Genomic DNA, 25,543 nt, shown 5'->3' with positions numbered 1-25,543 from the left:
TAATCAAAACATTTGCCTTTTCAAACTAGCATATCACATTTTACATTATACATCTCACAACTAGTAATTAGCAACTTGAATTAATTAGTTAAAATATTACTGATGTTGCAGTATAAAATCTTTGATGATTTTTTCCATGTTTGAAGGTAAATCGGCATTTTTAATTTCAAAGCGTTTTACTTTCATTTCAGTAAACCATTTTGTCCAATAGGCTTTAATCACTTTTTCTTCATACGGATTCGTGCGGCTGGGATTAATTCCCAGTACCAAAACTTCGAGATTCGATAGGGCATCACCGGCTTTGATAAAACCAAAATCACCGGTTTGCATTTTTTTCTCCCAGTCCTTTGTATTCAGACCGTTTTTCCGAATAAGTTCCGGTGTAATATAAGTCGTTCGATTAGCATCTTTCATTATAGTGCTATCGTAATACATATAACCATCTGTTAGTATAACGAGTATATTGCGATCTCTGTCTTCAATACATTGATCTTTTACTTTAGCATCAAAAAAGCTCCATATATCCGAGCCTACAAAGTGGTTGTCTTTTATGGCTAAATTATAAATTTTTGAGGTCTGTAAAGCGTAATTAGCGTTTATGGAATTCAATAATTCCTTTGAAGCATTATTTTTATCGATCGTGATTTTTAATTTTTGAGAGATCGAATTAATATCCGGATCTTGAGGTTCAGGGTTAAAAAACAGTTGCATTTTATCCTTAATCTGTCTGATTCTTTTGGATTTTAGGTGTTGTGTAAAAGCTTCTGAAACCCATTTTATATATCCCAAATCCCTTTGATAATACTCCATGGTTGGATTTGGATTTTTCTGAAGACTAATTCTGTCTGATAAATCTAAAAGTATACTGATGTTATAATTTTCTGCGATAGGGGTTTTAGCGATTGCTTCCGTAGAAGTCTTATCGGTATCCTTTTTGCATGAAAACGTGGTAGCCAATATCAGTAACAGAACGATTGTTTTTAAAATGTTTTTCATAGAATTAGTTTTTAGAATAGACCAAGTGTTGAAAATCAGGATCTACCAGGTTTAATTTGCTAAGATGTTCTTCAGAATGAAGTTCACAGTTTTCTAACAGTTCTGTTTTTTCTTTATGAGCAAGAGCAATTTCTGTATTTATGGCCTGAAACCAGCCTTCTTTGTACTGATGATGGTAGTGCAAATATTCTTTGACAGGGAATACAAATCCATCTATTTTAGACTGAAGTTCTGAGATTTTTCCGGTTATAGTGATGAGCTGCTGTTTGAAATCATTTATTTTATTGGTATAGTCCGTTTTTAGTTTTTCTAAATCAATAAGTTTTTCTTTTTTACCTCTTACGAAGGCCCTGATTTTATCAATGTTTTCAAATTCTTTCATAACAAAATCAAAGACAAGTCCCCAGATAATGTACACTACAAATCCGGCGAATATGATCATCCAGAATTCGGCCTCTCCTAAAGCAATATTTAAATTATAAGGAGCGGAATCTGTTGTTTTATTAAACTCATAAATCTTTTTCTCGATTTGATAGGCTAACAAAGCATCAAACAAAAAGGTTGTGAGGAATAGAGCAATCATTCGAAATGTGTTTTTAATGCCTTTTCCTTTTTGTACCATATGAATTACATATCCTAATCCCATAAAAACAAATGGAATAGTGACAACCAAAACACCTTCCAGCCAGCTTGCCTTAAAGGAATTGGTTAACGCATCAGCATCAAAAATAGCTGCCGTTAAACTATCATTCGAAAACTCTTTAAAAAAGGCAGAATAAGAAGCTGAAATATAAAAGACCAGTACATAAAGTGTAATGGGAAGAAGTAAAAACAAACCGATATAAAACTGAGCTTTCAGACCTTTACCGTCTTCAATCCCGTATTTATCAGGATTGCGTTTTACTTCTATAATTTCATTTTTGATTTGATCAACGGTAGCGTCAACATCTTGTTCTTTCTTTTCGTAAATGCCAATTGCCGCTTCGCATTTTTTAAGTTCCGTTCTGTTTTTCTCCTGTTCTTCGCGATAAGGCTGCTTTAATTTATCTTGTTCCAGTTTTTGTTTTCGGCATTGATCTTCAAAACTCATATAAAGGTTCTGTAGGCAGGCTTTTAGAACGATTGGCTTGCCGGTAGCTTTTATAGATGCTGCAAATCCGCTCTGGTAATACGTGATTCTGATTTGTTCTCTTTGTTCTTCGTTTTCTTCAAAAGTAACAACAGGAGAATCTTCTGTTTTTTTTATACTGAACAATTGTGTAAGTGATTTCATGATCTAAGTGTTTAGTTGACTAATAATTTCTTCTTTCTGAATGTTTTTTTGCACGCAATCAATAAGATAACCGGAGAGTTCATCAATATTTTCGTCTAGGAAATGAAATTTTCTGCAATACTTTTTCAGCATGTTTAGTTCATCATCGGTAATTTTTCCATCGGCCCATATGATTCTGGTAAGGTCGTACAGGTACTCTATTCGGGTGTTTAGCTGCTCAGGAATAATTAGCTCGGTAGTGATCGGGTTTAGAAAGAGTTTGTCTAATTCCTCTCTTGGAATTCCGCGTTCATCAGCAAAATGGTAGAGCATTTGAAGTTCCAGTACATCAAATTGATCATCGCATAATGCCATTTGATACAATCTTAAAAAATGGCTTTTTAGTTCTAGTGTTATCATGTTTTTTACTATTTAGATAAATTTTCGCAGGCGATTCCGTCTCCGTCCGAATCCAGGTTCTTGTAACAGCTTTTGTTACTATTAAAAGCTGCCTGGGCTTGTGCTTGAGCTGTAAAATCACCGCAGGTTTTAGTTGGACAATCATTTTGAGCTTTTTTGCCTGTTGTCTCTGATGAAGACGAATCTGAACATGCGATTGGTAGTCCTAATAATAATAGAGCCACGAAAAACAACAGACATCCATTATTTTTATTTGAAAAAGTTTTGGATCTTTTATTGGCAAAATGTCCCTGAACATACGTTCCATCTTTTTTAAAGTATCCTTTTCTGTATCCCATAATTATAAGTGTTTTATTGTATAAATTAAAAATGTTGTAATTCCTGTAAAAGCAATGAGTACCATACAGCCACTATTTTGATATCTTACTCCGGGTATTCCCGTTTTAACCGAATAGCCATTTTTGCTAAACGTTCCCATTTTGGTTCTTAAACTGGGAGAAATTCCGGATTGACTTAAGTTTATGCCAAATCCTCCTCCAAGTTTTATTCTCTTTTGAAATCGAAATCCCATGATGATCTAACTTGTATGACAATCGGGACAGCAAGTTTTGCAGCCATTAGATTGAGAATAGGTTTTCTGTGCTTCGATTATTGCAGGTTTGCAGCTTGCATATTCTCCTAAATATTTTCTATTAGGAGAAATTGGTAGATGACTGCAATCACTAGTATGGACTTCGTGATCCCCTTTGTGTTGCGCATTTTTGTTTACGTAATAAATTTTCATGATTTTTAGGTTTAATTAGTATTTTGAATTTTAATTATTCAAATGTAACCCCATTAAAAGCCAGTATTTTATGGAAAACCGTAAACCATAAGAATTTAAATGGAAGCAATAAAAAAAGCTCCCGAAGGAGCTTAATCAATTAAAAACAGGAGTTTAGGAGATCTAAATGATTCCCATATCTTTGGCAATGGCAACCAAATGAATACTGTTATTTGCTTTAAAAAAATCTTTGAGTTTAGAAATTCTTTTCTCGATGGTACTTTTGCTGTTTGGTTTTATTCCCAGTTCTTTAAAAGTTTGGGTAATGTCATCTTGCGGGGTGCCCATAGACAAATGTTTTATGATAAGCACATCGAAATCATCTATTTCATAGTTTTTATTTTCTTTTATAGCAGAAGAAATATCCGGTGAAATATACTGTTGGTTGGATTGTACTAAATGAATCGCTTTTTTTAGTTCTTCGATACTATTTCTGCCTTTCAATACAAAACCATCGATTCCGGATTTATCAAAAAGCGATTTTATGCGATAGCCTTTGTCTTCGACTGAGTAGGCGATAATCTTAATGTGCGGTTGCAGATTACGAACTTCTTCTATGAGTGCATCACCGTTGGCAATTTTTACGTCCCGATGATCGGTTTTAAAAGACAGATCACTAATCAGTAAATCATAGGGCTCGTTGTCCTGAATGGCTTTTCGTATTTTCAGAAAAGCATCATCACAATATTTTGCATGTTGATAATTGATAATGCCTAAATGATCAAGGGCTTGTTCTATCCCTAAATTGATGCTATCCAAATCTTCAGCAATTATTACTTTTTTAAACATATGAAGTTTATTTTGGCGTTGATATTTTTGCTCTGAATCCATTGTCAGGTTCAGTATCAAAAATAATAGTTCCTTTTATGGCCAGAATACGGTTTTCCATATTCTGTAGACCATTTTTGTTAATTTTCTCTTTTTCGCAGCCTTTTCCATTATCTGTATAAGCAATAAGGAGTGCTTTTGGAGTACTGTCAAATTTTACAACCACCAGAGCTGCCTGACTGTGCTTTTTCATGTTCACCATTAATTCCTGCAAAACACGATAAATAGTTACCTTTTTGGTTTCGTCAACGGTTTCCCAGTTTATTTTTTCGATATTGTTTACAATTATGTTTGTTGTGCTGCTATTATAGGTAGAAAGCATCTCTTTTAGAGTTACAGAATAATTTGTACCGGTATCGATATCATTGTTTTCTCTCGAAATTCCTCTGACACGGGCATAAATATCATCTAATTTCTGAAGCAGGTTTTCTTTGGTGTTTGCTGTTGCTAGTGGTTGTGTTTCTGCAAAAGTGATAGTATGAAAAACATCATTGGCTAATTCGTCATGTATTTTTTTTGAAATTCGCTTTTCAGTATCATATGAAGTCTGAATTTTCTCGATTCTGTGTTTATTTAGATAATAGCGTCTATACAGAAGAGCAAGAACGATTAAAAAGCTAAAAATAATGAGGAGTCCAAATTTTTGATATTCAGCTTTTTGTAAGGACAACAGATTCTCTGCTTTTTCTAAACGGAGTTTCTGGTTTTCGTCTTTTTCTTTTTTGGAATCGTATTTAATTTTAGCAAATTTGTTTTTGAAGTTATTTCGGATCTTGATAATACTATCATTCAGTACAATATATTTTTGGGCATATTTTGTATCCGAATTAGTAGCTATTAAAAAGGATAGCGCTTTCAGACGTTCATCTATACTATGAAATTTTGAAGCGGTTTCATAAGCGGTTAAAGCATATTGATTGGATATTTTATGATCTGTTTCAGAAAAGAACTCGGCCAGATGCAGATAACTCTCAATACTTCCGTAAGAATCAGAGATTTGGTTTCTTATTTCCAGACTTTTATGCATGAGTTGGAGTCCTTTGTCATGGACTCCTTTTTTAAAATAGGCATACCCCAGATTATCAATAACTCGGGCTTTTCCTTTCAGAAGTTCAGAATCGTCTAATACTTTTGTATCTAAAATGGATTGTAGAATAGTAATTGCCTTGTCGTATTTCTTTTGTTTAATGTAAACAACGGCAATATTATTTAAAGGAGATTGCTTTGATATAGAATCTTTAGACTCTCTAATAGCTTCTTTATAATAGTAAACAGCATCATCGTATAAGGAGAGTTCCTTGTCGGCAATTCCAAAAAAGTTGTTTACCGCTACGATATAATTATTATCATTTTTAATATAAGGAAGCGCCTCTGTTAAGGTTTCTTTGCTTCCGTAGTAATCGCCGTTTACTTGTTGGATATAGGCCATTTGAATCAGATTGAAAGCAACGTTAGCGCTGTCTTTGTGGGTTTCAAATGTTATTTTTGATTTATTAAAGTAGTAAAAAGCACTATTGAAGTTGTTTTTCTCCAAATTAATGGTAGCCTTTTGCTGTAATTTTTTGGCCTCTGTTTTTAAAGAATTGGGTTTAACAGGCACTGTTGTTTTTTCTTTGCAGGAAAGAAAAAACACAAAAAGAAGTAAACTAAAAAACGGGGAACGAAACATAAAAGTTACTTTCCCCGAAAATACTGATTAATTGTTTATTAAGACAGTATTACTATTATTATTTTTTTGGTGGCTTGATCGGAACTGGGTCGTCGCCGGGACCCTCTTCAGTTGCCTGTGTTTCATTTTTCAGATTCTCTTTTTTTATTTCCGTTTTTTTGTCGGCCGTTTCATATTCGTCAGCTGTGCAAGAAAATAATGTAGTTGTCAATAGCGCAAAAGTTCCCAGATATATTAATTTTTTCATGATTATAAAATTTAAAAATGACATAGGTATGGCCGTCCGGATTCTGTCCGGACTCGTTAAGCGAGACCTAATTGAGGTTGGGAAGTAGAGTGCGTAGAACAGTATGATTTTATTTATACTTCCCGGATAAAGTCCGTCTTACGGTTTTCCACACTCTTTAATTGAACTAGTTTTGTACATTTGTTTTTGACCTGCAGATCAAAACGTTAACTAATTTGTTTGACAAAGGAACAGCGTTTATGAGCCTGTATTGATAAGGAATTCCCGGAATTCCTGTAATGTTTAAGCAATCCTGAAAAATCCCAGTAATTCCTAAAAAATCCCGGTAGCCTATGCCTAACAATACTGAAGAAGATTATAAAGAAGCAGTTAGAATTAAATATGAAAAAGAAATAGAAGGTATTTATTCTAATTATTTGAGAAGTCCATCACAAGCTAATTTGAGAGATTTGTGTTGGAAAATTTTTAAATCAAATGAAAAGAAAGATGACCTACAAGTGTATTTTGATTTCTGCAAGTTTGAGTTTGATCCAAAGCATGATAATACGTCAACTATTTACACAGATAAATTTAAAAAAGTTGGAGATTTTTTGAAAAGAGAAAAAGAACCAGCGAAGATTGATACTGTAGATCTTGCAGCAATTCTTGTAGATTATCAACCTAGACCATTTATTAAGTTTAGAAAGATCGGTTCACTTCAGAGTGAATTGGAAAAAGAAGGTGATGGCAAAGAGGAAGAAGGCAATGAAGCTCGAGGGAATCAAATAATGGGAAAAACCTCTTTCGGAGAAAATGATGGGAGAACATTTGATAATGGGGGAGGTAAAAATGTGATTGTAACAACGAATACTAAATCTGTTAGTTTCAAAAGATTATTTGAAAAACTATTTAAGAGATCAGAATCAACGATGTTGGCTATAACAATTATTTTCTGTTTAATCGCAGCAGTAATTTATTTTGCTTTCATTAGAAAAGAGTGTATGCAATGGACAGGAGATCATTATGAAAAAGTTGATTGTGATTTGAAAATAACTGGCTTTGGAGCTTTCAATAAGATAGTGGCTTTTGACGAAACAGAGTTTTTTCGTCAAAAAATAGAAGTCTGCGATACCACGACTTATTTTAAAGAGGGCCAGCCGATTATCTGGTATGTTAAGAATAATAATAAAGTCGATTTTTTTAATATGCTGGGAATACATCCTGAAAATGGGAAGACATTAAGGCCTGTAACTGACCACATCTTTAACAAATACAAAGAAGATTGTCAACCAAAAGCGCAGAGTAAATGATTTAAGTTGTTGGTTATGAGTTATGAGTTATGAGTTATGAGTTATGAGTTATGAGTTATGAGATGTGAGATGTGAGATGTGAGATGTGAGATGCGTTTTGTGAAAATCGGACATAAAAAAAGCACTTCTTTTCGGAAGTGCTTTTTTATGAGATTGCTGATTAATAATAATTTCCGGCAATGTCTGTACTTTTGTTAAAATTCTCTGATTTTTTTTCTCTAAACTTTTTATAACAAGCGGTTGTTAGAATCGGTAAAGCCAGACCTGCAACAAAAGCACCCGCTTTGTCATGTCCGGTTTTCTTTAAAACGGCACCTGCTAAAACGGCACCCAGACCTGCAAAAATCAATTGCTTGGCAGAGATTTTAGATGGATTACTTTCTAGTAAAGGGGTATTCTCAGGTAGTAATGGATTAATGAACTTTGCCATATTTGTTTTTCTTTATTTAATTAAACATTCTTAAAAATCGGATAGTTATTCAGATTTGATTTTCAACTACAAGTGGGTAATTGAAAAAGCTACAATTATTCTTTTCTTGAGTAAATTTACGATATTACTCTTTTGTACGATCAATTTATTTTTTTTGTTCTGAATCTTTCTGTTTGTCTTTAGAAAGGTGATTTGGATTATCATTTATAGATTCTTTAGCATTCTGAATGTTGTCAGTATTTTGCTTTGCTCTATGAAGATTTTCTACGGTGTCTTTTTCCGGACAATTATCGTTGTCGGGATCATAATTCTTCTCTACCATAACTTTTTGATTTAAAAATTAACATCAATAGTTTATAAGCATCAAAATTAAGGCCATAAAGCATTTTTGTTTTATAGAATTTAAATTTCTAATTATATAATTTTCAGAGAGGATTCTCTATTTGTTTAGATTAGAGACATAAATCAAGGAAGTAGAGTAGTACAAGGGGGATAACTAATTTAAGTTGCTGCTTGTGAGTTATGAGTTATGAGTTATGAGATGTGAGTTATGAGTTATGAGATGTGAGATGTGAGATGTAAACCTGAAATTTGATACGTTTTGTTTTACGGCTTTATTTTACAAGATAAAGATAGAAGGTAATAGAGTTTATATAAAAAATAGATAATTTCTCAGACTGACCTTTCACTTTTCACCTTTTACATGTCACAAATAACAATTTGAGTTAATTAGACCTTTTTTTAAAGAAATTGACAAAAAAGCAACCTTTCTCTGAGGAATAAAATTTTTAAGGTGTTTTTAAGTGTTGTTTATTTTGTTGATATTTAGTGTTTTATGTTGTTTGGGAAGGTCTTACTTGGTTTAGAATAAAATATAGAGTTCCAATAGCTGATTTGTATTTGTAAATTAGCTCTCAAATAAAATAAATCGAAATGACAGTACTTACCTTTACTCTGATTATGATTTTGGGTGCATTTTTGGCTGGTTTTATAGGTTCCTTATCCGGATTAGGAGGAGGAATAATTATCATTCCGCTTTTGACCATTGTTCTCGGAGTCGATATTCATTATGCAATTGGAGCTGCTTTGGTTTCTGTAATTGCGACTTCATCAGGTTCTGCAGCCGCTTATGTAAAGGAAGGGATCACCAATATGCGTTTAGGGATTTTTCTTGAAATTGCTACCACAATTGGAGCGGTTTGCGGGGCATTGCTTTCTACAATTGCTCCAACTTCTTTTATAGCGGTCTTATTTGGACTTACTTTAATTTTCTCTGCTATCAATTCTTTAAGAAAAAAGACAGAACATATTGTTTTGGAATCAAGTCCGTTGGCTAAAAAGTTAAAATTAGAAGGTACCTATCCAACACACAATGGGGAACAGGTAACTTATGGGACAAAAAATGTAGTAGGAGGATTTACTATGATGGGAATTGCCGGAATGATGTCAGGTTTATTAGGAATTGGCTCGGGAGCTTTCAAAGTAATTGCAATGGATAATATCATGCGGGTTCCTTTTAAAGTATCTACCACAACGAGCAATTTTATGATGGGGGTTACAGCCATGGCGAGTTCTGTAATTTATATTCAAAAAGGATATATTGAACCGGGAATTTGTATGCCCGTTGTTGTAGGGGTATTGTTCGGAGCTATGGCGGGAGCTAAAATTTTAGTACGAACAGACCCTAAAAAACTGCGTATTTTTTTCGCCTGTATAATTTTTGTGCTGGCCCTAAATATGATTTATAATGGTCTTAATGGAAAAATCTAATAGTATGACACAAGAAAAATTTGGAGAAAAAGACTTTCAGACGATCGTGGGTAATTTGCTGCGTTACGGAGTTTGGATTTCCTTATCGGTTGCATTTATTGGCGGTATTGTTTATTTGTTGCATCACGGGAGTGAGATTGAAGACTATTCTGTATTTAAAGAAAATGACAGAAACATTTTTGAAGTAATTACGGATGTTTATCACGGGGTAATTCAAGGTAGGGGAGAATCTATCATATTTTTGGGGATCGTATTACTCTTTTTAACACCAGTTTTCAGGGTATTATTATCGTTATTTTCGTTTCTTTTAGAGAAAGATTATCTCTATGTAGTAATTACAACAATTGTTATCGGAATTATTATTCTGAGTATATCGTTTGGGTTTTCTCATTAGAGGTTTTGAGTTGCAGAGGGCTAAAGCTGCAAAGGTTCAGAGTTACAAAGGTTCAGAGTTACAAAGGTTCAGAGCTACAAAGGTTTTGAGTTACAAAGACACACAAGCTTTTATTCAATAGGCTCCAGCTTTAGCTGGAGTTATAGAGAAAGAGGATAAAAAAAAGGCTTTAGCCAAATCTTTGCGCTTCGAAGCTTTTTGAGTTACGTTTATTACATACTTCCACAAAGTTTATGACAAGGACACTTTAGTTTATTGAACACTTAGTATGTTTAGAATATTAATGAATTTCTATTTTTTTTATTTCTCAATGATCATTGTAATTCCTTGTCCGCCTGCCGCACAAATAGAAATGAAACCTCTTCCGGAGCCTTTTTCGTTTAGTAATTTGGCCATCACTGCAATTATTCTTCCGCCAGTGGCTGCAAAGGGGTGAGCGGCTGCCAGACTACTTCCTTTTACATTCAGTTTGTTTCGGTCTATGGCACCAAGATGTTTTTTAAGACCAATTTCTTTGCTAAGTTCAGGGCTTTCCCAAATTTTAAGTGTGGCCAGAACTTGTGCCGCAAAAGCTTCATGAATTTCATAATAATCAAAATCCTGCAAAGTAAGACCGGCTTTCTCGAGCATTCTTGATGCAGCAAACAATGGAGCTAACAATAGATTCTGTTGGTTCTGCACATATTCAATTGCAGCGACTTCTGCATGGGTGATATAGGCCAGAATGGGTAATCCGTGTTCTTTTGCCCATTCTTCACTTGCTAAGAGTATGCTTGAGGCACCATCTGTGAGTGGAGTAGAATTACCTGCTGTAAGTGTGCCGTTGATTTTATCAAAAGCAGGGGCTAATTTTGCAAGTTTTTCCAGCGTGCTGTCTTTTCTCAGGTTATTGTCTGTGTCAAGTCCATTAAACGGACTAATCATATCGGTAAAAAAGCCTTCTTCGTAAGCTTTTGCCATATTAAGATGACTTTTTAAGGCCAGTTTATCCTGATCTTCTCTCGTGATTTGGTAATATTTAGCAGTAATCTCAGTATGCCCACCCATAGAAAGGCCAGTTTGTGATTCTTCGTTTTTGGGAACTAGGGGAGTCAAATCCTTTGGACGGATCTTCAAAAACAACTTGATTTTTTCACCTAATGATTTTGCTTTTCTTGCCTGGAGCAGTATTTTTCTCAGTTTTTCGCTCACCGCAATAGGGATATCGCTGATAGAATCAACACCACAGGCAATTCCGGATTCTATTTGTCCAAGTGCAATTTTGTTGGCAATATAAATGGCGCTTTCAATTCCGGTATCGCAGGCTTGCTGTAAATCGCAGGCAGGTGTTGCAGGATCTAGAGCGGTTTTCATCACGCATTCACGTATTAAATTATTGTCTGCGGTATGTTTGATTACGGCGCCACCGACCACCTCTCCAAGTAATTGACCTTGCAGTTTGTATTTCTCAATAAGACCATCAAGTGTAGCAGTCATCATTTGTAAATTACTTACATCCGAATAAAAAGTATTAGCTCTGGCAAACGGAATTCTGTTATATCCAACAATAGCTACTTTTCTAATTGTATTCTGATTTTCCATAATGATTTTATTAGGTTTTTATTCTGTATTAAAAGTACGACGATCTTGTCATAAACTACAGCTAAGGTTTTACTAATTTACAATTTTGATTTTTTTTTAAACGAGTATCAATTGATAATCAGTTTATTGTTATATATGAAAGTAAATAAGTGAGAAAATTAATATATTTGAATGAGGTGTAATAAAAAAAAACACTAACTCCTGGCTAGTTTGACTACTTTCAAGGATTACATTATAATTATAATGAACTTTTATAATAATGCAATATGACTTGATTTTTAAAGTGATTCCTTGTTTTATTTATTAATTGAAATGCTAATTTATACTATGTAAACACTATGAAAAAAATCAAATTAATTATGATTCTGGCTTTAATGTTTATAACAGGTTTTTCTGCAAAAAGTCAAAATATAAACGAAAAACCTATTTTTCATTATTCAGTTCTTGATGCCTTACGTAATGGAGTGTATACGGGCGACCTAAACATTGCTGTGCTTCGGACTAAAGGAGATTTTGGTTTGGGAACCTACAATTATTTAGATGGCGAAATGATTGTTTTAAACGGAATTTTTTATCAAATAACAGGAGACGGGAAGGTATCAATAGCAGAATCAAAACTAAAAACACCTTTTGCCGCAGTTACTTTTTTTAAAGCAGATAAGGTTTATGAGCTTGTCGGAATAAGTGATTTTGAGGAGATGCAAAAAGAAATAGTAAAAAATTTGCCTTCAGAAAACAAGTCTTATGCCGTTCAGATTGAATGTGAATTTGAATCTATGAAAGTTGGGTCAGCAAATAGAGTTAAGGAGAATGAAACAACCGGTTTAGTAGAGCTTATGAAGACCAGACCTCTTTTTGAGAAGCAAAACGTTATCGGTACATTGGTTGGTTTTTATACACCTGCATATATGTCCACCGTAAATTTATCGCCCTTTCATTTTCATTTTTTATCAAAAGACAGAAAGTTTGGAGGTCATTTTATGTCCGGAAAGTTTAATTCTGCTGTTAAAATCAAGGTAAGAATTGATGAGAAACCAGGTTTGCTAGTTGTTTTTCCGGAAAATAATCAGGCTTTTGAGAGGTCATGGTTACAAGAAAAAACAGCGAAAAGTGTTTATTAGCTTGATTTATCTATACAGAACGATATTGCAGATTTGCAATCTGTGCCCGCAAAGCAAAGTAGGCAAAGTAATGTATAAGAAACAACAATAACGCAACGATAGCGCAACGATAGCGCAGATTTGCAATCTGTGCCCGCAAAGTAAAGTAGGCAAAGTAATATATAAGAAACAACAATAACACAACGATAGCGCAGATTTGCAATCTGTGCCCGCAAAGGTAGGCAAAGTAATATATAAGAAACAACAATAACGCAACGATAGCGCAGATTTGCAATCTGTGCCCGCAAAGCAAAGTAGGCAAAGTAATATATAAGAAACAACAATAACGCAACGATAGCGCAGATTTGCAAGCAATCTGTGCCCGCAAAGCAAAGTAGGCAAAGTAATATATAAGAAATAACAATAACGCAACGATAGCGCAGATTTGCAAGCAATCTGTGCCCGCAAAGCAAAGTAGGCAAAGTAATGTATAAGAAACAACAATAACACAACGATATTGCAGATTTGCAATCTGTGCCCGCAAAGCAAAGTTGGCAAAGTAATATATAAGAAATAACAATAACGCAACGATAGCGAAGATTTGCAATCTGTGCCCGCAAAGTAAAGGAGATAAAGCTAAGAGTATTAAAGAAAAACAGAGTGTTAAAGCTGTAGTAAATAGTATAGAAAAAAATGTCAACAAAGTATAAAGCTACAACAACCGAAGATGCCTATTTTATCACTATAACTGTTGTAGGTTGGATAGATCTCTTTACAAGACTAAATCACAAAAATACGATCATTCGTGCTTTGGAATACTGTCAAAAAAATAAAGGTTTGGAAATTTATGCATATTGTATAATGAGTAGCCATATTCATTTATTTTGTAAAGGAACGAATGGTTTTATAGTATCTGATATTATGAGAGATTTTAAAAAATTCACCTCCAAAAGAATAATTCAGAATATAATTGAGGAATCGGAAAGTAGGAGAGAATGGTTGTTGAAATATTTTAAAGAGTCATGTGAACACTTGAAAAATAAGCATTTTTATAAAGTTTGGCAAAATGGTTACCATGCTGAACATATTTACAGTAATGCGTTTATTAAACAGAAAATAAATTACATTCATAATAATCCTGTAAAAGATAAAATAGTTGCTTTAGCAGAGGACTATTATTTTAGTTCGGCAAGAAATTATGCAGGCTTGGAAAATGATTTGGAGGTAATTGTACTGGATTTATTTTAATGTTCAGTTTGAAGTACATTAAGATTCTATGTGGATTATCTTTGCGGGCACAGATTGTAAATCTGCGCTATTGTTGTCTATTTTAATGTTCAGTTTGAAATACAGTAAGATTCTATGTTGATTATCTTTGCGGGCACAGATTGCAAATCTGCGCTATCGTTGCGTTAATTTAGTGTGTGGGTTTATAATCGTAAAAGTTTAAAGCAGTATTTCATAAAATAAAACTTTGCGGGTTGCAAATCTGTGCTATCGTTGCTTTAATTTAGTGTGCAGGTTTGTAATCGTAAATGTTTAAAGTTAGTGTTTTATAAAATAAAAGCCGTCAATTTTTTTGACGGCTTTTGGTTTTTTAAGTAAAACTGTTTTTTTAGGCTGAAAATGTCAGGCCTTTTGCTTTAAAGTTATTAAACAATATCTGACGGGCATTGCTAACGGTTTCTTCCGTTTTGTAAATGCTGCACCAGAATTTAATCAGGATTTTAAATTTTCCTTCAGAAATGGAGGTGTAATAAATTTGTGAAGGTTTTGTTTCGTTTACTGATGGAATGTCTTTCAAAGATTCATTTATGATGATATTAAGAGCTTCTGGTGAACTATCTCCTGTAATCTCGATACAAACCTCAACTAACTTAAAATTGTCCGTGTACGTCCAATTGGTGATGTTTTGGGATAATAGATTTCCATTTGGGATAATGATTTCGGCACCATTTGCGGCATTGATTTTAGTGGTACGTAATCCCATAGATTTTACACGGCCTGACTCAGAGCTAATATCAACTACATCTCCAATCTGTATGGGCTTATCGAAAATTAGAATAATACCAGAAACAAAGTTACTGACGATGTTTTGCAATCCAAGTCCGACACCTACACCTAAAGCACCTAAGAGTATGCTTAGTTTGTCTAAAGGCATTCCGGAAGCAGCAACTGCCAGTAGATATCCGACAATTAAAACAACAAGACGTGTAATAAGTAATCTGGAATGTTGTCTTTTGTTGATGTTTTCTTCGTTTTCATCATCAATTTCTCCAAAAAAGTAAGCGACATATTTCTGCAATAGATGTGCTATCCAGATGATAATAAAAAATAATAAAATGTTTCCTAATGTAAAAGTAATGCTGCCGATTGTATTAGGATGGCTAAGCAGAGATCCGAAAGAAGTCCGAAGTGATTCCCAGATGTTCAGATTAGAGGCAATAACAAGCAGCCACATATAACTGATAATTAGAATAAATGGTTTTTTTAAGGTGTCTGATAAACTTTCGTGGTCGAAAATCTTTTCAATTCCGCGTTTGACCCTTGTGGTGTAGATTTGCAGAATAATAATTTCCAAGATTATTTTCAGAAGTACACTCAGGGCAATAATTTGAGTAAGCGAGATAAAAGCGGTCAAACTTAACATATTAGAAAGCGAAACACGTCCGAAAACAGTATAGAGAATAGATAAGCCATTAAATCCGATAAAAAGAATACTGGCCCATTTAAAGAACCCTTTGATATACAATTCGTCTTTTACACTTTTGATCTGAACAAGTCCATAACGGATTCCACACAAGTTAATTATAATAAAGCAACAACGTTGCAATAAGCCAACGCTGATAAATAAATCCAAGAAACAAAGGGCGAAGAACAGGCCTAAAAGAAATGTCCAGTTTCTCATCGCGTTTGTTGACCACTTGTTTTTAAAGAGTATAGTAAGAATTCCGAGTAAAATAAGCTGTAGTATTTCTATAAACAAAGCCGGGGCATACAGATTGCTCACTACGGCAATGTTAAGACCGATTACGGCTACAGGAATTACAACACCTCTGTTGAGGTATTTGAAATTAAACAAAGTCAGGTTTTCTGCGTGACCATTACTTTTTAAGTATTTTAAATTACGAGAGATATGCCAACCCAGTAGTCCAATGAAAAAAGTTAGGGTAAGTAACCCGCCGGCACAATAGCTCAGATAGTAGATTGCGACATGTTCTTCTACGATTATTTTTGATTTGATGGTCTGTGCTACTTTCTTTCTGGGTACAGAGTCAGTTGCGTTCCATAAAAATGGATATTCTTTTTTGAGTATGCTGATTCCTGTTTTTTCAAGTTTGTTTTCTACAGCAATCAGTGCGTTAGAAACGGCAATTTTTCTTTGTACCGTTAGCCTTTTGTAAGTATTTAAAATGCCTTGATTTTTAGTCATTAGGCTGTCTGTATTCTTATACTTTTTTCTAAGATTGGCAAATTCATTTTTAAAATTCTTGCGACGGATTGTGTCTTTTAAAAGGCTTGTTAATGCTTTGTCTTTGCGTAATTCGATAAAGCGTTCTTTAATTTTTTCAAGATTTTTATTGCGTAAGTTGATGGCATTATTTTGTTCGTCCAATTGTTGTTGGATTTCTATTAAAACAACACGATACATTTGTTGGTTGCGAACATTTGGATTTGCGTCTTTAAGGCTTTCTAAGATTAAATCCAGTTTGCTTTGGGTTCCTTTGATATCTCCAAAAAGATGATGGCTGGCTGCGTCAAAATCAGCATCGTTGTATGCCGTTTCCATAACCGCACTGGCTTTTTCAATAGCCATTAGATAATCACTGTCGGTTGCAGTTTCTTCAAATAATTTAGAGCGGCTTTCTGTTTTTTTAGCAGTAGTTTGCGAGTAGGTGAGTGTTGCAAAAAACAGTACCGTCAATAGACTTAGAAAACGGGTGAAGTTTCTTTTTTGAATCATAAAATTAAGGAATGAATTAAGGGCTCAAATTTAATTTTTTTTGAGAAACATTGGTTGAAATTGGGTAAGATTTGGAAGAAATTTTTGCTCAGGCAACTAAAAGTTTAACGCCTTAATTGTTTTGAAACAAACAGTTGGTTTTTTAGAAGAAAAATGCTGTTTTTTTTGCGAAATTTAATTTTGTAGGAATTGATTTAAGTGTATTGTTAATCAGTTATTTATTGCTTGTTATTTAAATATATTATTTATTAATTTATGCAAAAAACTCCAATTCAATAAAACTGGAGTTTTTGCCATTTTGTCATTAAAATTGTTGTTAAAAAAAGTGTTTTTTCGGTTGAATTTTTACCTTCCAATAACAATAAACAGTAGCCGAATTTAAGAAGACCAATAGCCAAAGAAACGGACTTGAAAAAAAACTTTCGTAGGTTCTTCCGTTTGGAATTTCGACAAAAGGAACGGTTATTAAAACATCTAGCAACAAAGCTGTAAACGACATAGTCAAACCAAGAAGTAAACCATTCGTTTTAGAACCGTTTTTATAGTAAAAAAAAGATCCTGTAAAAGCATATAAAACAATCAGTATCATGACTATTAAAGCTTGTATATTAAAGTGATTTTTTAATATGGGAATTAATTCTAAAAGAGCAAAAGAAAGACTCACACAAATCCATACAAAAATACCGGGAACCAGAATTTTATAATAATTCATGATTGTGTTTTTAGACTTGTACTGCATTCCAAATTCCGCTTTTTGCAATCTCTTCCGCGTAAGTGCTAAAATCAGTGGCTTTACGGTGAAGCACTTTTTCTATGTCGTTTGTAATGCTGGAGTTTCTGCCGTCCAATACTTGTTCAAAAAGATAATTAATCAGCCAGATGTGATCTTCCGGAACTTGATATTCCTGCAACATTTGTTTGTATTCTTCGAGTGTTAAAGGCTGAAATTGTATTTCTCTGTTTGCTGCCTTGGCGATTTCTTTAACTGCTTCGGGGAAGGTTAGTAATCTCGGTCCGGTAAGTTCATAGGTTTGACCGTTGTGTTTGTCATTTAGAAGACAGGCTGTAACCACGTCAGCGATATCGTCAGCGTCTGTAAAAGGTTCCAGGGCCTCTGCTCTGGGTAATGCTACAAAACCGGCTAAAATAGGCTCTAAAAAGAAGCTTTCACTAAAATTCTGATTGAACCAGCTTGCTCTTACAATAGTCCAGTATTTGGCAGTGGATTTTACTATTTCTTCACAAACCTGTGCTTCTTTTTCACCTCTTCCGGATAATAGAACCATTTTCTGAACTCCAAGCTCGTTCGCAAGACTTGTAAATTGTGAAATGATTGCTGCTGCGGTTGGAACAGCCAAATCGGGTTGAAAAGTGATGTAAACAGTATGCGTGCCTTTAATAACGGCAGACCAAGTTTCGGGATTCTCCCAGTCAAAGGGGTGTTCGGCGGTGCGGGAACCTATGCCGATTTCTATATCGCTTATCTGCTGTAAACGCTTCACAACTCTTTTTCCTGTTTTTCCGTTAGCACCAAGTACTAAAATTTTCTTTTTGCTCATATCAATAATTTTTAAGTGATTACTGATACAAAGGTGCCCGGTTTAGGATTAAATCATTTGTTGCAAAAGAATTATAATTTGTTTGAAAAGTACTTTTGTTTTACCTCATTCGGACGGGTTGCAAATTTTTTATAAAAGGCATTTGAGAAAGAACTAATGCTTTCGTAACCAACTTCCCAGGCAGCTTCCTGAACCGTTTTTTCTTTATTTTGCAAAAGCTCATAAGCTTTGTTTAATCGTTCTTCCTGAACATATTTGAACACCGGAACACCAAACAGCTCCTTAAAGTTCTTTTTTAATTTATTGCTGTTAAGTCCAACCATTTTAGATAGTTGGGTTATAGAAGGTGGTTGTGAGTAGTTGTGTGTGACAATTTCTTTAGCCTGAAAAATTTTGTCTTTGTCTTTTTCAGAAAAAGCCTGCTTTTGATCCGTAGCGAGTAATCCGAAAAAATGTGCCAGGAGTTCATTGACCTGACTTTTTAAAAATAATAATCGGGTATTATCGGTATAATTGGTATTGAAAATTTTCTGGACAGCCAGTTGCATATCCAAAGTCATATAAAAAGACGGGCCTTTTACAAAATGCTCGCGGGGGTTAAGTAAATCGGGCAGATACTTTTCAAAAACTTCTTTTTCGGCTTGCGGTAAGTTAGGCAGGTTTTTTAATTTGGTAAAGATGCTGATAGACTGCAAAGGTTTATCCGGTTCAATTTTATGAGCGAATTCTACTTTCTGATTTCCAAAAAAGCAAATTGCCAAACCGGTGGTGTTGGTTAAGTATTTGGTTTGTTTATTGTGTTTTATTTCCAGTTCGACGTTACCTGAACCGTAAAAGGCGAATCCCACTGCATCACCATCTATCTCGCATTTCTGAACGAATGTTTTTGTTGCATTTGATTGTTCGATTAAAACAATAAAGTCATTTAATTCGATGATATCTGTTGTCATTGATTTTGAGATTTACTTTAGGTTCGGTTTTTTATAGTTTATCGGTCAGTTTGTTAGTGAGTCAATACAATGAGATTTTGTTACATCAAGATAGAAACATTTTTGCAATAAACATTCAAATAATTTCAATGCAAATGTTTTTTTAATTTTTATGTGTTTCAAAATCGCATTATGCGCATTGTTCATGTTTCATTTTATAGAATGAAACCTCTTTGTAAGTTATTGTTTAATACTTCTTGTTAATTTAGTAGTGATCAAAATGATAAGGTTGTGGAATGGTATTTTAAAAAGGAAGTTGCTTTTTGAATAAAATACACAGACTGTAATAATCGTAGCAAAAGCAACAGGAAATTAGTAGAAAAGGATTTCAGTCGGGAGTTGCTTATTCTTAAACTTTTTGATTTAGTTTAATTTATTAAAATTAGAAATATGTCTCTTCCCAGTGAATTATACAACACGAAGTTTGCCGAATACATTGAATCGCTTAAGATTTTGTATTTGGTAGATAACAAATTTAAAACAATCTGTGATGAGTATTCCAAGAGCCGAATAAAAGCGGAAAAGTACAGAAAAAAATTCGAGAAAGATTTTCGTAATAAACTGGAATTTGAAAATTTATCCAAAGAATTGGAAGAAGAGATCCTAATTTATCTGATTCGAAAGGAATGAAGTATCCCATAAATTAAAAGTGAGTAGGGAATAATTCTAAAGTTAAAAAACATGACGCCAAAAGACAGGGTTAAGCTTAATTGTGCTAAACCTTGTCTTTTTTATGAGAAAGTTCTAATTCTGCAATAATTTGCTTTTTCATTATAGTATGAATATAATCTTTGGCCTCGGCGTAAGAAACCTGATATTTTCGTGGAATATCCCGAAAATGAGCTGGAAAAGTCTCCAATATCGTATCGTAATAAATATCGAGTTCGTTTTGATGCGGCATTTCAAATTTCAATTGCAACTGAAATCTTCTCAGTAAAGCAGTATCAATGCTGTGGTAATAGTTGGTGGCGCAAATAAGTAAACTGTCAGCAGGAAAGTAATCAAGCAATTGAATGATAGTGTTGACGAGACGTCTCATTTCTCCAACATCTTTGTCTTCGCTATCCCGGCTTTTTCCGATTTGGTCAAATTCGTCCAAAAACAAAACTGCTTTTTCGCGAATGGCTTTGTCAAATAAGGCTTTCACATTTTTTGATGTCTCCCCAATTCGGGCATTAATCAAAGTGCTCAGATTTAAGATAACAATGTTTTTCCCCAGAGCTGTTGCAATTGCTTTTGCAGTTGTGGTTTTACCGCAGCCTGAATGACCGTAAAGCAGTATTTTATGATCTACTTTAAGATTGTATTTTTTTAGTTCATCAAGATAGTGATGCTCTTTGATAATCTGCGCTAAAGCGGCTTTGTTCTCCGGACTAAAAAACAAATCCTTCAACGCAATTTTTTCAGTATCATTTACGATAAGCTCGGACAAATTCATTTGCAGTTTTTATTTGATGCAAAAATAGAGCTTATTCTGTAATATAAGCGTCTAAAATTTGTTTGAGAAACATTTTAACGTTAAGATTATAGTAAGGCTTCTATCGAGCTTAAAATGGCCTATTTTTAGCAGATTGATTAATGGATATAATATTTATATTTGTAAGAGTGAATTCCGTAATAGAGAAGAAATTTAATTAGGTATCAGATGAAGAAAATCAGAGTTTTTATAATTTTTGGCTTTTTATTGCTGTATTCAACAACATTTTATGGTCAGCAAGTAAAGCTTATTACGGTGGACCAGCTTCAGGAAAGGATAAAAAAAGGAAAAGACAGTACGTATGTGGTTAATTTCTGGGCAACCTGGTGCGCACCATGCATTAAAGAATTGCCTCATTTTGAAAAATTAAGTCAGGAGCATAAGTCAGAAAAGCTTGCGGTCTTACTAATCAGTGTAGATTTTAAATCGAAATTGAATTCGGCTGTCGTTCCATTTGTCAAAAGAAAAAAGATAAAAAATGAAGTCTTTCTTCTCAATGAGAGCAATCCTCAAGAATATATCGATCGTATAGAGCCCTCATGGTCGGGAAGTATTCCGGCAACACTATTGATTAGAAATGAAAAACGAAAGTTTATCGAAAGCGAACTTACTTATGAACAATTAATAACGGAATATAAAAAACTATAAATTATGAAAAAGTACATCAGCATTATGTTGTTTTTGACGGCCTTTCTTTCTCAGGCACAAAGTAAAACGCTAAAAGCCGGAGAAGCGGCACCGGATTTTAAACTTATAAATGTAGACAACAAAGAGGTTTCTTTTGAAAGTTATCCAAAAGCAAAAGGTTTTATTGTAGTCTTTACGTGTAATACATGCCCCTATGCCAAAGCATACGAACAAAGAATAATTGATCTTGACAAAAAGTTCAAACCGGAAGGATATCCCGTAATTGCAATTAATCCAAATGATCCGGAAGCATCAAAAGCAGATACTTTTGCTAAAATGCAGGATTTGGCTAAAGAAAAAAAATATGCTTTCCCTTATTTATTCGATAAAGGGCAGGTGGTTACCGACCAGTACGGAGCCAAACATACTCCACATCTTTTTGTTGTTTCAAAAAGTGCAAAAGGAACTGTTGTAGAATATACCGGTGCGATTGACAATGATCCGGAAGGGGATAAAGAAGTAAAGACAAAATATGTCGAAGAGGTTATTTCGGCTTTACAAAAGAACCAGAAGCCAACTATAACAGAAACGAAAGAAATTGGTTGTACCGTAAAAAGAAAAGCTAAAGTGTAATTGGATTACACCATGATTTAAAACGCCTCAATTTCTGAGGCGTTTTTTGTTTTTTTGCCTTAAGTAAGAGACTAAGCTTTCATGAAAACAGGGAATGATTCCCGGTGTTGTATTGGTAAAATTTTGTTTTGCTTAGTTTTTTGAACTCAGTTGTTCGATATTTCTTCTAATAATATTTTTATCAGCACTTGTTTTGGCAAGGCTTAGAGCTGTTTCAAATTGCTTTAAGGCTTTTTTTGTATCTAAATCAGTATATAAATTTCCAAGTAAAGAATAGTAAAAATGATTGTCAGTTAAATTGAGTTTTTCTGCTTCTGTGATTGCTTCTTTTTTACTTTTTACTTTAGATAAGGCATACGTTCTGTTTAAAGCTACGATAGGAGAATATTCTAAAATGATCAGATTATTGTACAATTCGAGAATGTGCTGCCATTTTTCGGCAGTATCTTCTCTAAGGGTATGCCAATAGGCAATTCCGGCTTCAAGGTGGTATTTTGAAAGTGTATTTCCGGATGAAGATTTACTTAGAAAATACATTCCCCGATCAATTAATTCCTGATTCCAGAGGGATTGGTTTTGGTTTTCGTATAAGATAATTTCGCCATTTTCAGCTGTTCGGGCTTCAAATCTGGAAGAATGAAAACACATCAAAGCCATTAAAGCATTTGTTTCCGGTATATTCGTATTTTTATTACCGATTAATAAATAGGTCAGACGCATTGCTTCGGCACACAGATCCTCGCGTAATGTTGTATTTTGCGAAGTAGAGTAGTAGCCTTCAGAATAAATAAGATAAATGGTTTTCAAAACGGTATTTATTCGGTCCTTTATTTCCGTGATGTTTGGATTTTGAATTTTTATATTCTCTTCCTTAAGTTTTTCCTTGGCGCGGTTGATTCTTTTGTAAATAACTTCTTTATTAGAAAGGAAAGCGTCGGAGATTTCAGATATTCCAAAACCGCATAATAAATTTAAGGCCAACGCAATCTGCGCTTCATTCGAATTGCAGGGATTGCAAACCGTAAAAATCATAGCCAACTGACTATCGGCAATATTCTGATCCGATAAATCAATATCGACTTCGGGATTGTTTAGTGGGGTATTGTATTTTATTTCAGCAGATACTTTGGTTTCGAAAAGAGTATTTCGCTTCAGGTAGTTCTTCGTTTTGTTTTTGGCAACAGTATACAGCCAGGCAGTGGGGTTGTCAGGAGTTCCTTTAATAGCCCAGGTTTCTGAAGCTGACAAAAAAGTATCACTCACAATATCTTCAGCAATTTCGATGTGGTGAATGCCAAATAAGTTAGAAAGAACAGAAACAATCTTTTGATATTCAGTTCGAAATAAGTGAGGTATAAGTTCTTTGTTTTCCATCGTGTAAAGTAAAAATGCCTAAGTAAAGATACAAAGGCATTTTTAATATTTGTTATTTCAAGGTTTAAACGGCCATTCGAATTTCAACATTTCCACCGGAATTTAAAACCGGACACCCCTTTGCAATTTCGGCTGCTTCGTCATAATCTTTGGCTTTGATTATAATTAGTCCTCCAATAGATTCTTTGATTTCAACAAAAGGACCATCTGTAATTCCTTTAGTAGAAGAAACAAGTTTACCTTGCCCGTCCCAACGTTGTAGGGGTCTTGCCAGTTTGTCTTGTGCGGCAAGACTTCCAAACCAATTTTGCCATTGTTGCAAATGTTGTTGCAGTTCTTCAGGGGATGGTTGTGTTTCTTTGGTTATAAAATCTCTTCTGAAAATCAATAAAAATTCATTCATTTTTTTATGTTTTATAAGTTGTTAATCTACGTTTGTAAAGTGTTTTTTCGGGTATAATAAGCTTTATTAATTAGCCGAATTGCCCTACTCTGTAAGTTCCCGGAGTATTGGCAAAAGCAATGTTTATGCGATTCCAGCTGTTAATTGCAGTGATGGCAAGTGTAAGATCTATTAATTCGTCTTCTGTAAATTCGGCTTGTGCGATGTTGTAAATTTCATCGGGAACATCACAGGCATTTACTGCTTCTGCATAAGCAAGGGCAATTCTTTCGCGTTTTGTAAAATAGGGAGTTTCTCTCCAGACGCTTAATCCAAATAAACGTTGGGTAGTTTCACCATTTGCCAATGCTTCTTTGGAATGCATGTCTAAGCAATAGCCACAATTGTTAATTTGTGATACTCTAAAATCGATTAATTCCATAAGAGATTTTTCGATTGTGGATTTTTTCAAATAACCGGTAATTCCGAATAAAGTTCCGATTGCTTTTTGACCTTTTTCAAATACATTAATTCTGGTTTCCATATTGTATGATTTTTAAATGTTTATACTCTAATAACAATTGAATTTTCAGAATTGGACAAAAAAATAGAAAAAAAACAGAAAAAAAATAAACGAAAAGAAAGAAGTGAGTGTTTACGGGGCTTCCAGGCAGAAAAAAAAGAGCATTTATTTGTAATGTTTTTTATTTGTAATTGTTTGTCAACGAAATTGTACTTGAAATAGAGTTTGTAATGGTCGATAAAGGGATATCAAATAGCAAAGAGTAATTTGATTAGCATTTGTAAAGAAGCATTTTATAAGTGATAAAGCTTTCTTAAATTAACTTGAAAACATTTTTGCTTGTAGTAAATTAGTAAGGCAATAATCTTAAAAACAGTTGAATTATGAAGATAAAAATCATTTTCGCCGCAGTATTGCTGGGTTTTGCAATATCGGCTAACGCACAAAAGAGAATCAAAATAACGGAACTTCCGCAAGCATCACAAGATTTTCTGAAAAAACATTTTAGTTATACCGCTGTTGAAGTTGTTAAAAAAGATGCGGAACACGGTGAGAAAGGGTATGAAGTCATATTGAAAGACGGAACTGAGGTAGAATTCTGGAAAGATGGTTCTTATCGGGAGGTCGATGGTGGTAAAAATCCAATTCCGACCGCCTTTATTCCGGCAGCTGTTAAAGAATACGTGGCAAAAAACTACCCGAACGAAAAAATAACTCATATTGATTATGGTCATAAAGACCTCGATGTAGATTTGACAAACAAAATTGATCTTGAATTTACTAAAGACGGCAAGATTCTAAAGGGGAAAAAAGAGTAAAGTAGCATCTGGGGGTAATTCGGATAATGTAAAATGTATATTGTAAAATGTAAAATGTAGAATGTAAAATGTAGAATGTAGAATGTAAAATTGATGTAAAAAGAGAAATGGGTAGATACTATTTCTCTTTTTTTGTCGTTAGTATAGAAGAAATTTTAAACTCTATTTGGGGTACTTTTCAAAATTGACAAAAGAGACAGTTGCAACACTTCAAAGTGACTGTATTTAATAAAAACTAAGCTTTCCGATACACAAAACCTGTATAAACATTGTACAAGTGTATAAACTTTATACACATAAAATAGTATTGATTTATCGTAAATCCCTCAAAATGCCTTTTATAGGATAATGGCATACGCATTGCTAAATGTGTTAGTGTGAATTCCTGTTTACGGGAA

The 25,543-nt window shown here is 34.0% G+C and carries 28 protein-coding genes; 9 read left to right on the top strand and 19 right to left on the bottom strand.

The window, feature by feature from the left end; translation table 11 throughout:
- Positions 1–96: 96 nt before the first annotated feature.
- From G3A47_RS15910 to G3A47_RS15875, 8 genes are all read right to left on the bottom strand, one after another.
- Complete coding sequence (locus G3A47_RS15910) at positions 97–996, bottom strand: hypothetical protein (protein WP_166924068.1); 900 nt, start codon at positions 994–996, stop codon at positions 97–99.
- 4 nt (positions 997–1,000) lie between these two features.
- Complete coding sequence (locus tag G3A47_RS15905) at positions 1,001–2,269, bottom strand: ABC transporter permease (RefSeq protein WP_166924066.1); 1,269 nt, start codon at positions 2,267–2,269, stop codon at positions 1,001–1,003.
- A 3-nt stretch (positions 2,270–2,272) separates the two neighbouring features.
- Positions 2,273–2,668, bottom strand: a complete 396-nt coding sequence (locus tag G3A47_RS15900; RefSeq protein WP_166924065.1) for a TerB family tellurite resistance protein — start codon at positions 2,666–2,668, stop codon at positions 2,273–2,275.
- 8 nt (positions 2,669–2,676) lie between these two features.
- Positions 2,677–3,006: an excalibur calcium-binding domain-containing protein gene (locus G3A47_RS15895; RefSeq protein WP_166924063.1), complete on the bottom strand. Its 330-nt coding sequence runs from the start codon at positions 3,004–3,006 to the stop codon at positions 2,677–2,679.
- A 2-nt stretch (positions 3,007–3,008) separates the two neighbouring features.
- Positions 3,009–3,239, bottom strand: a complete 231-nt coding sequence (locus G3A47_RS15890; protein ID WP_166924062.1) for a DUF4236 domain-containing protein — start codon at positions 3,237–3,239, stop codon at positions 3,009–3,011.
- 375 nt (positions 3,240–3,614) lie between these two features.
- A complete protein-coding gene (locus tag G3A47_RS15885; protein ID WP_166924060.1) occupies positions 3,615–4,280 on the bottom strand; it encodes a response regulator transcription factor in 666 nt (221 codons plus the stop codon).
- A gap of 7 nt (positions 4,281–4,287) precedes the next feature.
- Positions 4,288–5,988 (bottom strand): tetratricopeptide repeat-containing sensor histidine kinase, encoded by a 1,701-nt coding sequence (locus tag G3A47_RS15880; RefSeq protein WP_166924059.1) that lies wholly within the window; start codon positions 5,986–5,988, stop codon positions 4,288–4,290.
- Positions 5,989–6,046: 58 nt separating this feature from the next.
- Complete coding sequence (locus G3A47_RS15875) at positions 6,047–6,235, bottom strand: hypothetical protein (RefSeq protein ID WP_166924057.1); 189 nt, start codon at positions 6,233–6,235, stop codon at positions 6,047–6,049.
- Positions 6,236–6,567: 332 nt separating this feature from the next.
- Between G3A47_RS15875 and G3A47_RS15870 the strand changes: the two genes are divergently transcribed.
- The gene (locus G3A47_RS15870; protein WP_166924055.1) at positions 6,568–7,524 is read left to right on the top strand and encodes a hypothetical protein; all 957 of its coding nucleotides are present in this window, start codon (positions 6,568–6,570) and stop codon (positions 7,522–7,524) included.
- Between the two features lie 160 nt (positions 7,525–7,684).
- On the opposite strand, the gene G3A47_RS15865 is transcribed toward G3A47_RS15870, so the two are convergent.
- Entirely contained in the window at positions 7,685–7,954 is a 270-nt protein-coding gene (locus G3A47_RS15865) for a PrgI family protein (RefSeq protein ID WP_166924053.1), read from the bottom strand.
- Between the two features lie 145 nt (positions 7,955–8,099).
- Positions 8,100–8,276, bottom strand: a complete 177-nt coding sequence (locus tag G3A47_RS15860; protein ID WP_166924051.1) for a hypothetical protein — start codon at positions 8,274–8,276, stop codon at positions 8,100–8,102.
- Positions 8,277–8,887: 611 nt separating this feature from the next.
- Between G3A47_RS15860 and G3A47_RS15855 the strand changes: the two genes are divergently transcribed.
- Both G3A47_RS15855 and G3A47_RS15850 read left to right on the top strand, forming a co-directional pair.
- The gene (locus G3A47_RS15855) at positions 8,888–9,724 is read left to right on the top strand and encodes a sulfite exporter TauE/SafE family protein (RefSeq protein ID WP_166924049.1); all 837 of its coding nucleotides are present in this window, start codon (positions 8,888–8,890) and stop codon (positions 9,722–9,724) included.
- 4 nt (positions 9,725–9,728) lie between these two features.
- On the top strand, positions 9,729–10,118 hold the full coding sequence (locus G3A47_RS15850; RefSeq protein ID WP_243860485.1) for a DUF1634 domain-containing protein: 390 nt from the start codon (positions 9,729–9,731) through the stop codon (positions 10,116–10,118).
- A 300-nt stretch (positions 10,119–10,418) separates the two neighbouring features.
- Here G3A47_RS15850 and G3A47_RS15845 read toward each other — a convergent pair whose 3' ends face one another.
- On the bottom strand, positions 10,419–11,699 hold the full coding sequence (locus G3A47_RS15845) for an acetyl-CoA C-acetyltransferase (protein WP_166924045.1): 1,281 nt from the start codon (positions 11,697–11,699) through the stop codon (positions 10,419–10,421).
- A gap of 338 nt (positions 11,700–12,037) precedes the next feature.
- Between G3A47_RS15845 and budA the strand changes: the two genes are divergently transcribed.
- Positions 12,038–12,820: an acetolactate decarboxylase gene (budA, locus tag G3A47_RS15840; protein ID WP_243860484.1), complete on the top strand. Its 783-nt coding sequence runs from the start codon at positions 12,038–12,040 to the stop codon at positions 12,818–12,820.
- 672 nt (positions 12,821–13,492) lie between these two features.
- Positions 13,493–14,047: an REP-associated tyrosine transposase gene (locus G3A47_RS15835; RefSeq protein WP_166924042.1), complete on the top strand. Its 555-nt coding sequence runs from the start codon at positions 13,493–13,495 to the stop codon at positions 14,045–14,047.
- Between the two features lie 367 nt (positions 14,048–14,414).
- Here G3A47_RS15835 and G3A47_RS15830 read toward each other — a convergent pair whose 3' ends face one another.
- The 4 genes from G3A47_RS15830 to G3A47_RS15815 all read right to left on the bottom strand — a co-directional run bounded on the left by G3A47_RS15830 (position 14,415) and on the right by G3A47_RS15815 (position 19,272).
- The gene (locus tag G3A47_RS15830; RefSeq protein WP_166924040.1) at positions 14,415–16,763 is read right to left on the bottom strand and encodes a mechanosensitive ion channel domain-containing protein; all 2,349 of its coding nucleotides are present in this window, start codon (positions 16,761–16,763) and stop codon (positions 14,415–14,417) included.
- A gap of 316 nt (positions 16,764–17,079) precedes the next feature.
- Positions 17,080–17,475, bottom strand: coding sequence for a DUF5367 family protein (locus G3A47_RS15825; RefSeq protein WP_166924038.1), 396 nt, complete (start codon positions 17,473–17,475; stop codon positions 17,080–17,082).
- A gap of 10 nt (positions 17,476–17,485) precedes the next feature.
- On the bottom strand, positions 17,486–18,322 hold the full coding sequence (locus G3A47_RS15820) for a Rossmann-fold NAD(P)-binding domain-containing protein (protein WP_166924036.1): 837 nt from the start codon (positions 18,320–18,322) through the stop codon (positions 17,486–17,488).
- 71 nt (positions 18,323–18,393) lie between these two features.
- Positions 18,394–19,272, bottom strand: coding sequence for a helix-turn-helix domain-containing protein (locus G3A47_RS15815; protein WP_166924034.1), 879 nt, complete (start codon positions 19,270–19,272; stop codon positions 18,394–18,396).
- Between the two features lie 429 nt (positions 19,273–19,701).
- Between G3A47_RS15815 and G3A47_RS15810 the strand changes: the two genes are divergently transcribed.
- A complete protein-coding gene (locus tag G3A47_RS15810; protein WP_166924032.1) occupies positions 19,702–19,941 on the top strand; it encodes a hypothetical protein in 240 nt (79 codons plus the stop codon).
- An 85-nt stretch (positions 19,942–20,026) separates the two neighbouring features.
- On the opposite strand, the gene G3A47_RS15805 is transcribed toward G3A47_RS15810, so the two are convergent.
- Positions 20,027–20,749, bottom strand: a complete 723-nt coding sequence (locus G3A47_RS15805; protein WP_166924030.1) for an AAA family ATPase — start codon at positions 20,747–20,749, stop codon at positions 20,027–20,029.
- A gap of 207 nt (positions 20,750–20,956) precedes the next feature.
- On the opposite strand from G3A47_RS15805, the gene G3A47_RS15800 reads away from it, so the two are divergent.
- The gene (locus G3A47_RS15800; RefSeq protein WP_166924028.1) at positions 20,957–21,436 is read left to right on the top strand and encodes a TlpA disulfide reductase family protein; all 480 of its coding nucleotides are present in this window, start codon (positions 20,957–20,959) and stop codon (positions 21,434–21,436) included.
- A gap of 3 nt (positions 21,437–21,439) precedes the next feature.
- Positions 21,440–22,048, top strand: coding sequence for a thioredoxin family protein (locus G3A47_RS15795; RefSeq protein WP_166924026.1), 609 nt, complete (start codon positions 21,440–21,442; stop codon positions 22,046–22,048).
- Positions 22,049–22,180: 132 nt separating this feature from the next.
- Here the strand turns inward: G3A47_RS15795 and G3A47_RS15790 are convergent, their stop codons facing one another.
- The 3 genes from G3A47_RS15790 to G3A47_RS15780 form a co-directional block, all read right to left on the bottom strand.
- A complete protein-coding gene (locus G3A47_RS15790) occupies positions 22,181–23,422 on the bottom strand; it encodes an RNA polymerase sigma factor (protein ID WP_166924024.1) in 1,242 nt (413 codons plus the stop codon).
- Positions 23,423–23,486: 64 nt separating this feature from the next.
- The gene (locus G3A47_RS15785; protein WP_166924022.1) at positions 23,487–23,825 is read right to left on the bottom strand and encodes a YciI family protein; all 339 of its coding nucleotides are present in this window, start codon (positions 23,823–23,825) and stop codon (positions 23,487–23,489) included.
- 70 nt (positions 23,826–23,895) lie between these two features.
- Positions 23,896–24,348, bottom strand: coding sequence for a carboxymuconolactone decarboxylase family protein (locus G3A47_RS15780; protein WP_166924021.1), 453 nt, complete (start codon positions 24,346–24,348; stop codon positions 23,896–23,898).
- 362 nt (positions 24,349–24,710) lie between these two features.
- On the opposite strand from G3A47_RS15780, the gene G3A47_RS15775 reads away from it, so the two are divergent.
- Positions 24,711–25,145 carry a PepSY-like domain-containing protein gene (locus G3A47_RS15775; RefSeq protein ID WP_166924019.1) on the top strand — a complete coding sequence of 145 codons (435 nt, stop codon included), beginning with the start codon at positions 24,711–24,713 and terminating at the stop codon, positions 25,143–25,145.
- The last annotated feature ends 398 nt before the right edge of the window (positions 25,146–25,543 follow it).

Origin of the sequence: Flavobacterium poyangense (assembly GCF_011751075.1) — a bacterium.
Classification (GTDB): domain Bacteria; phylum Bacteroidota; class Bacteroidia; order Flavobacteriales; family Flavobacteriaceae; genus Flavobacterium; species Flavobacterium poyangense.
Note: the sequence above shows the minus strand (reverse complement) of the source record. Positions and strands in the feature narration are given on the sequence as shown.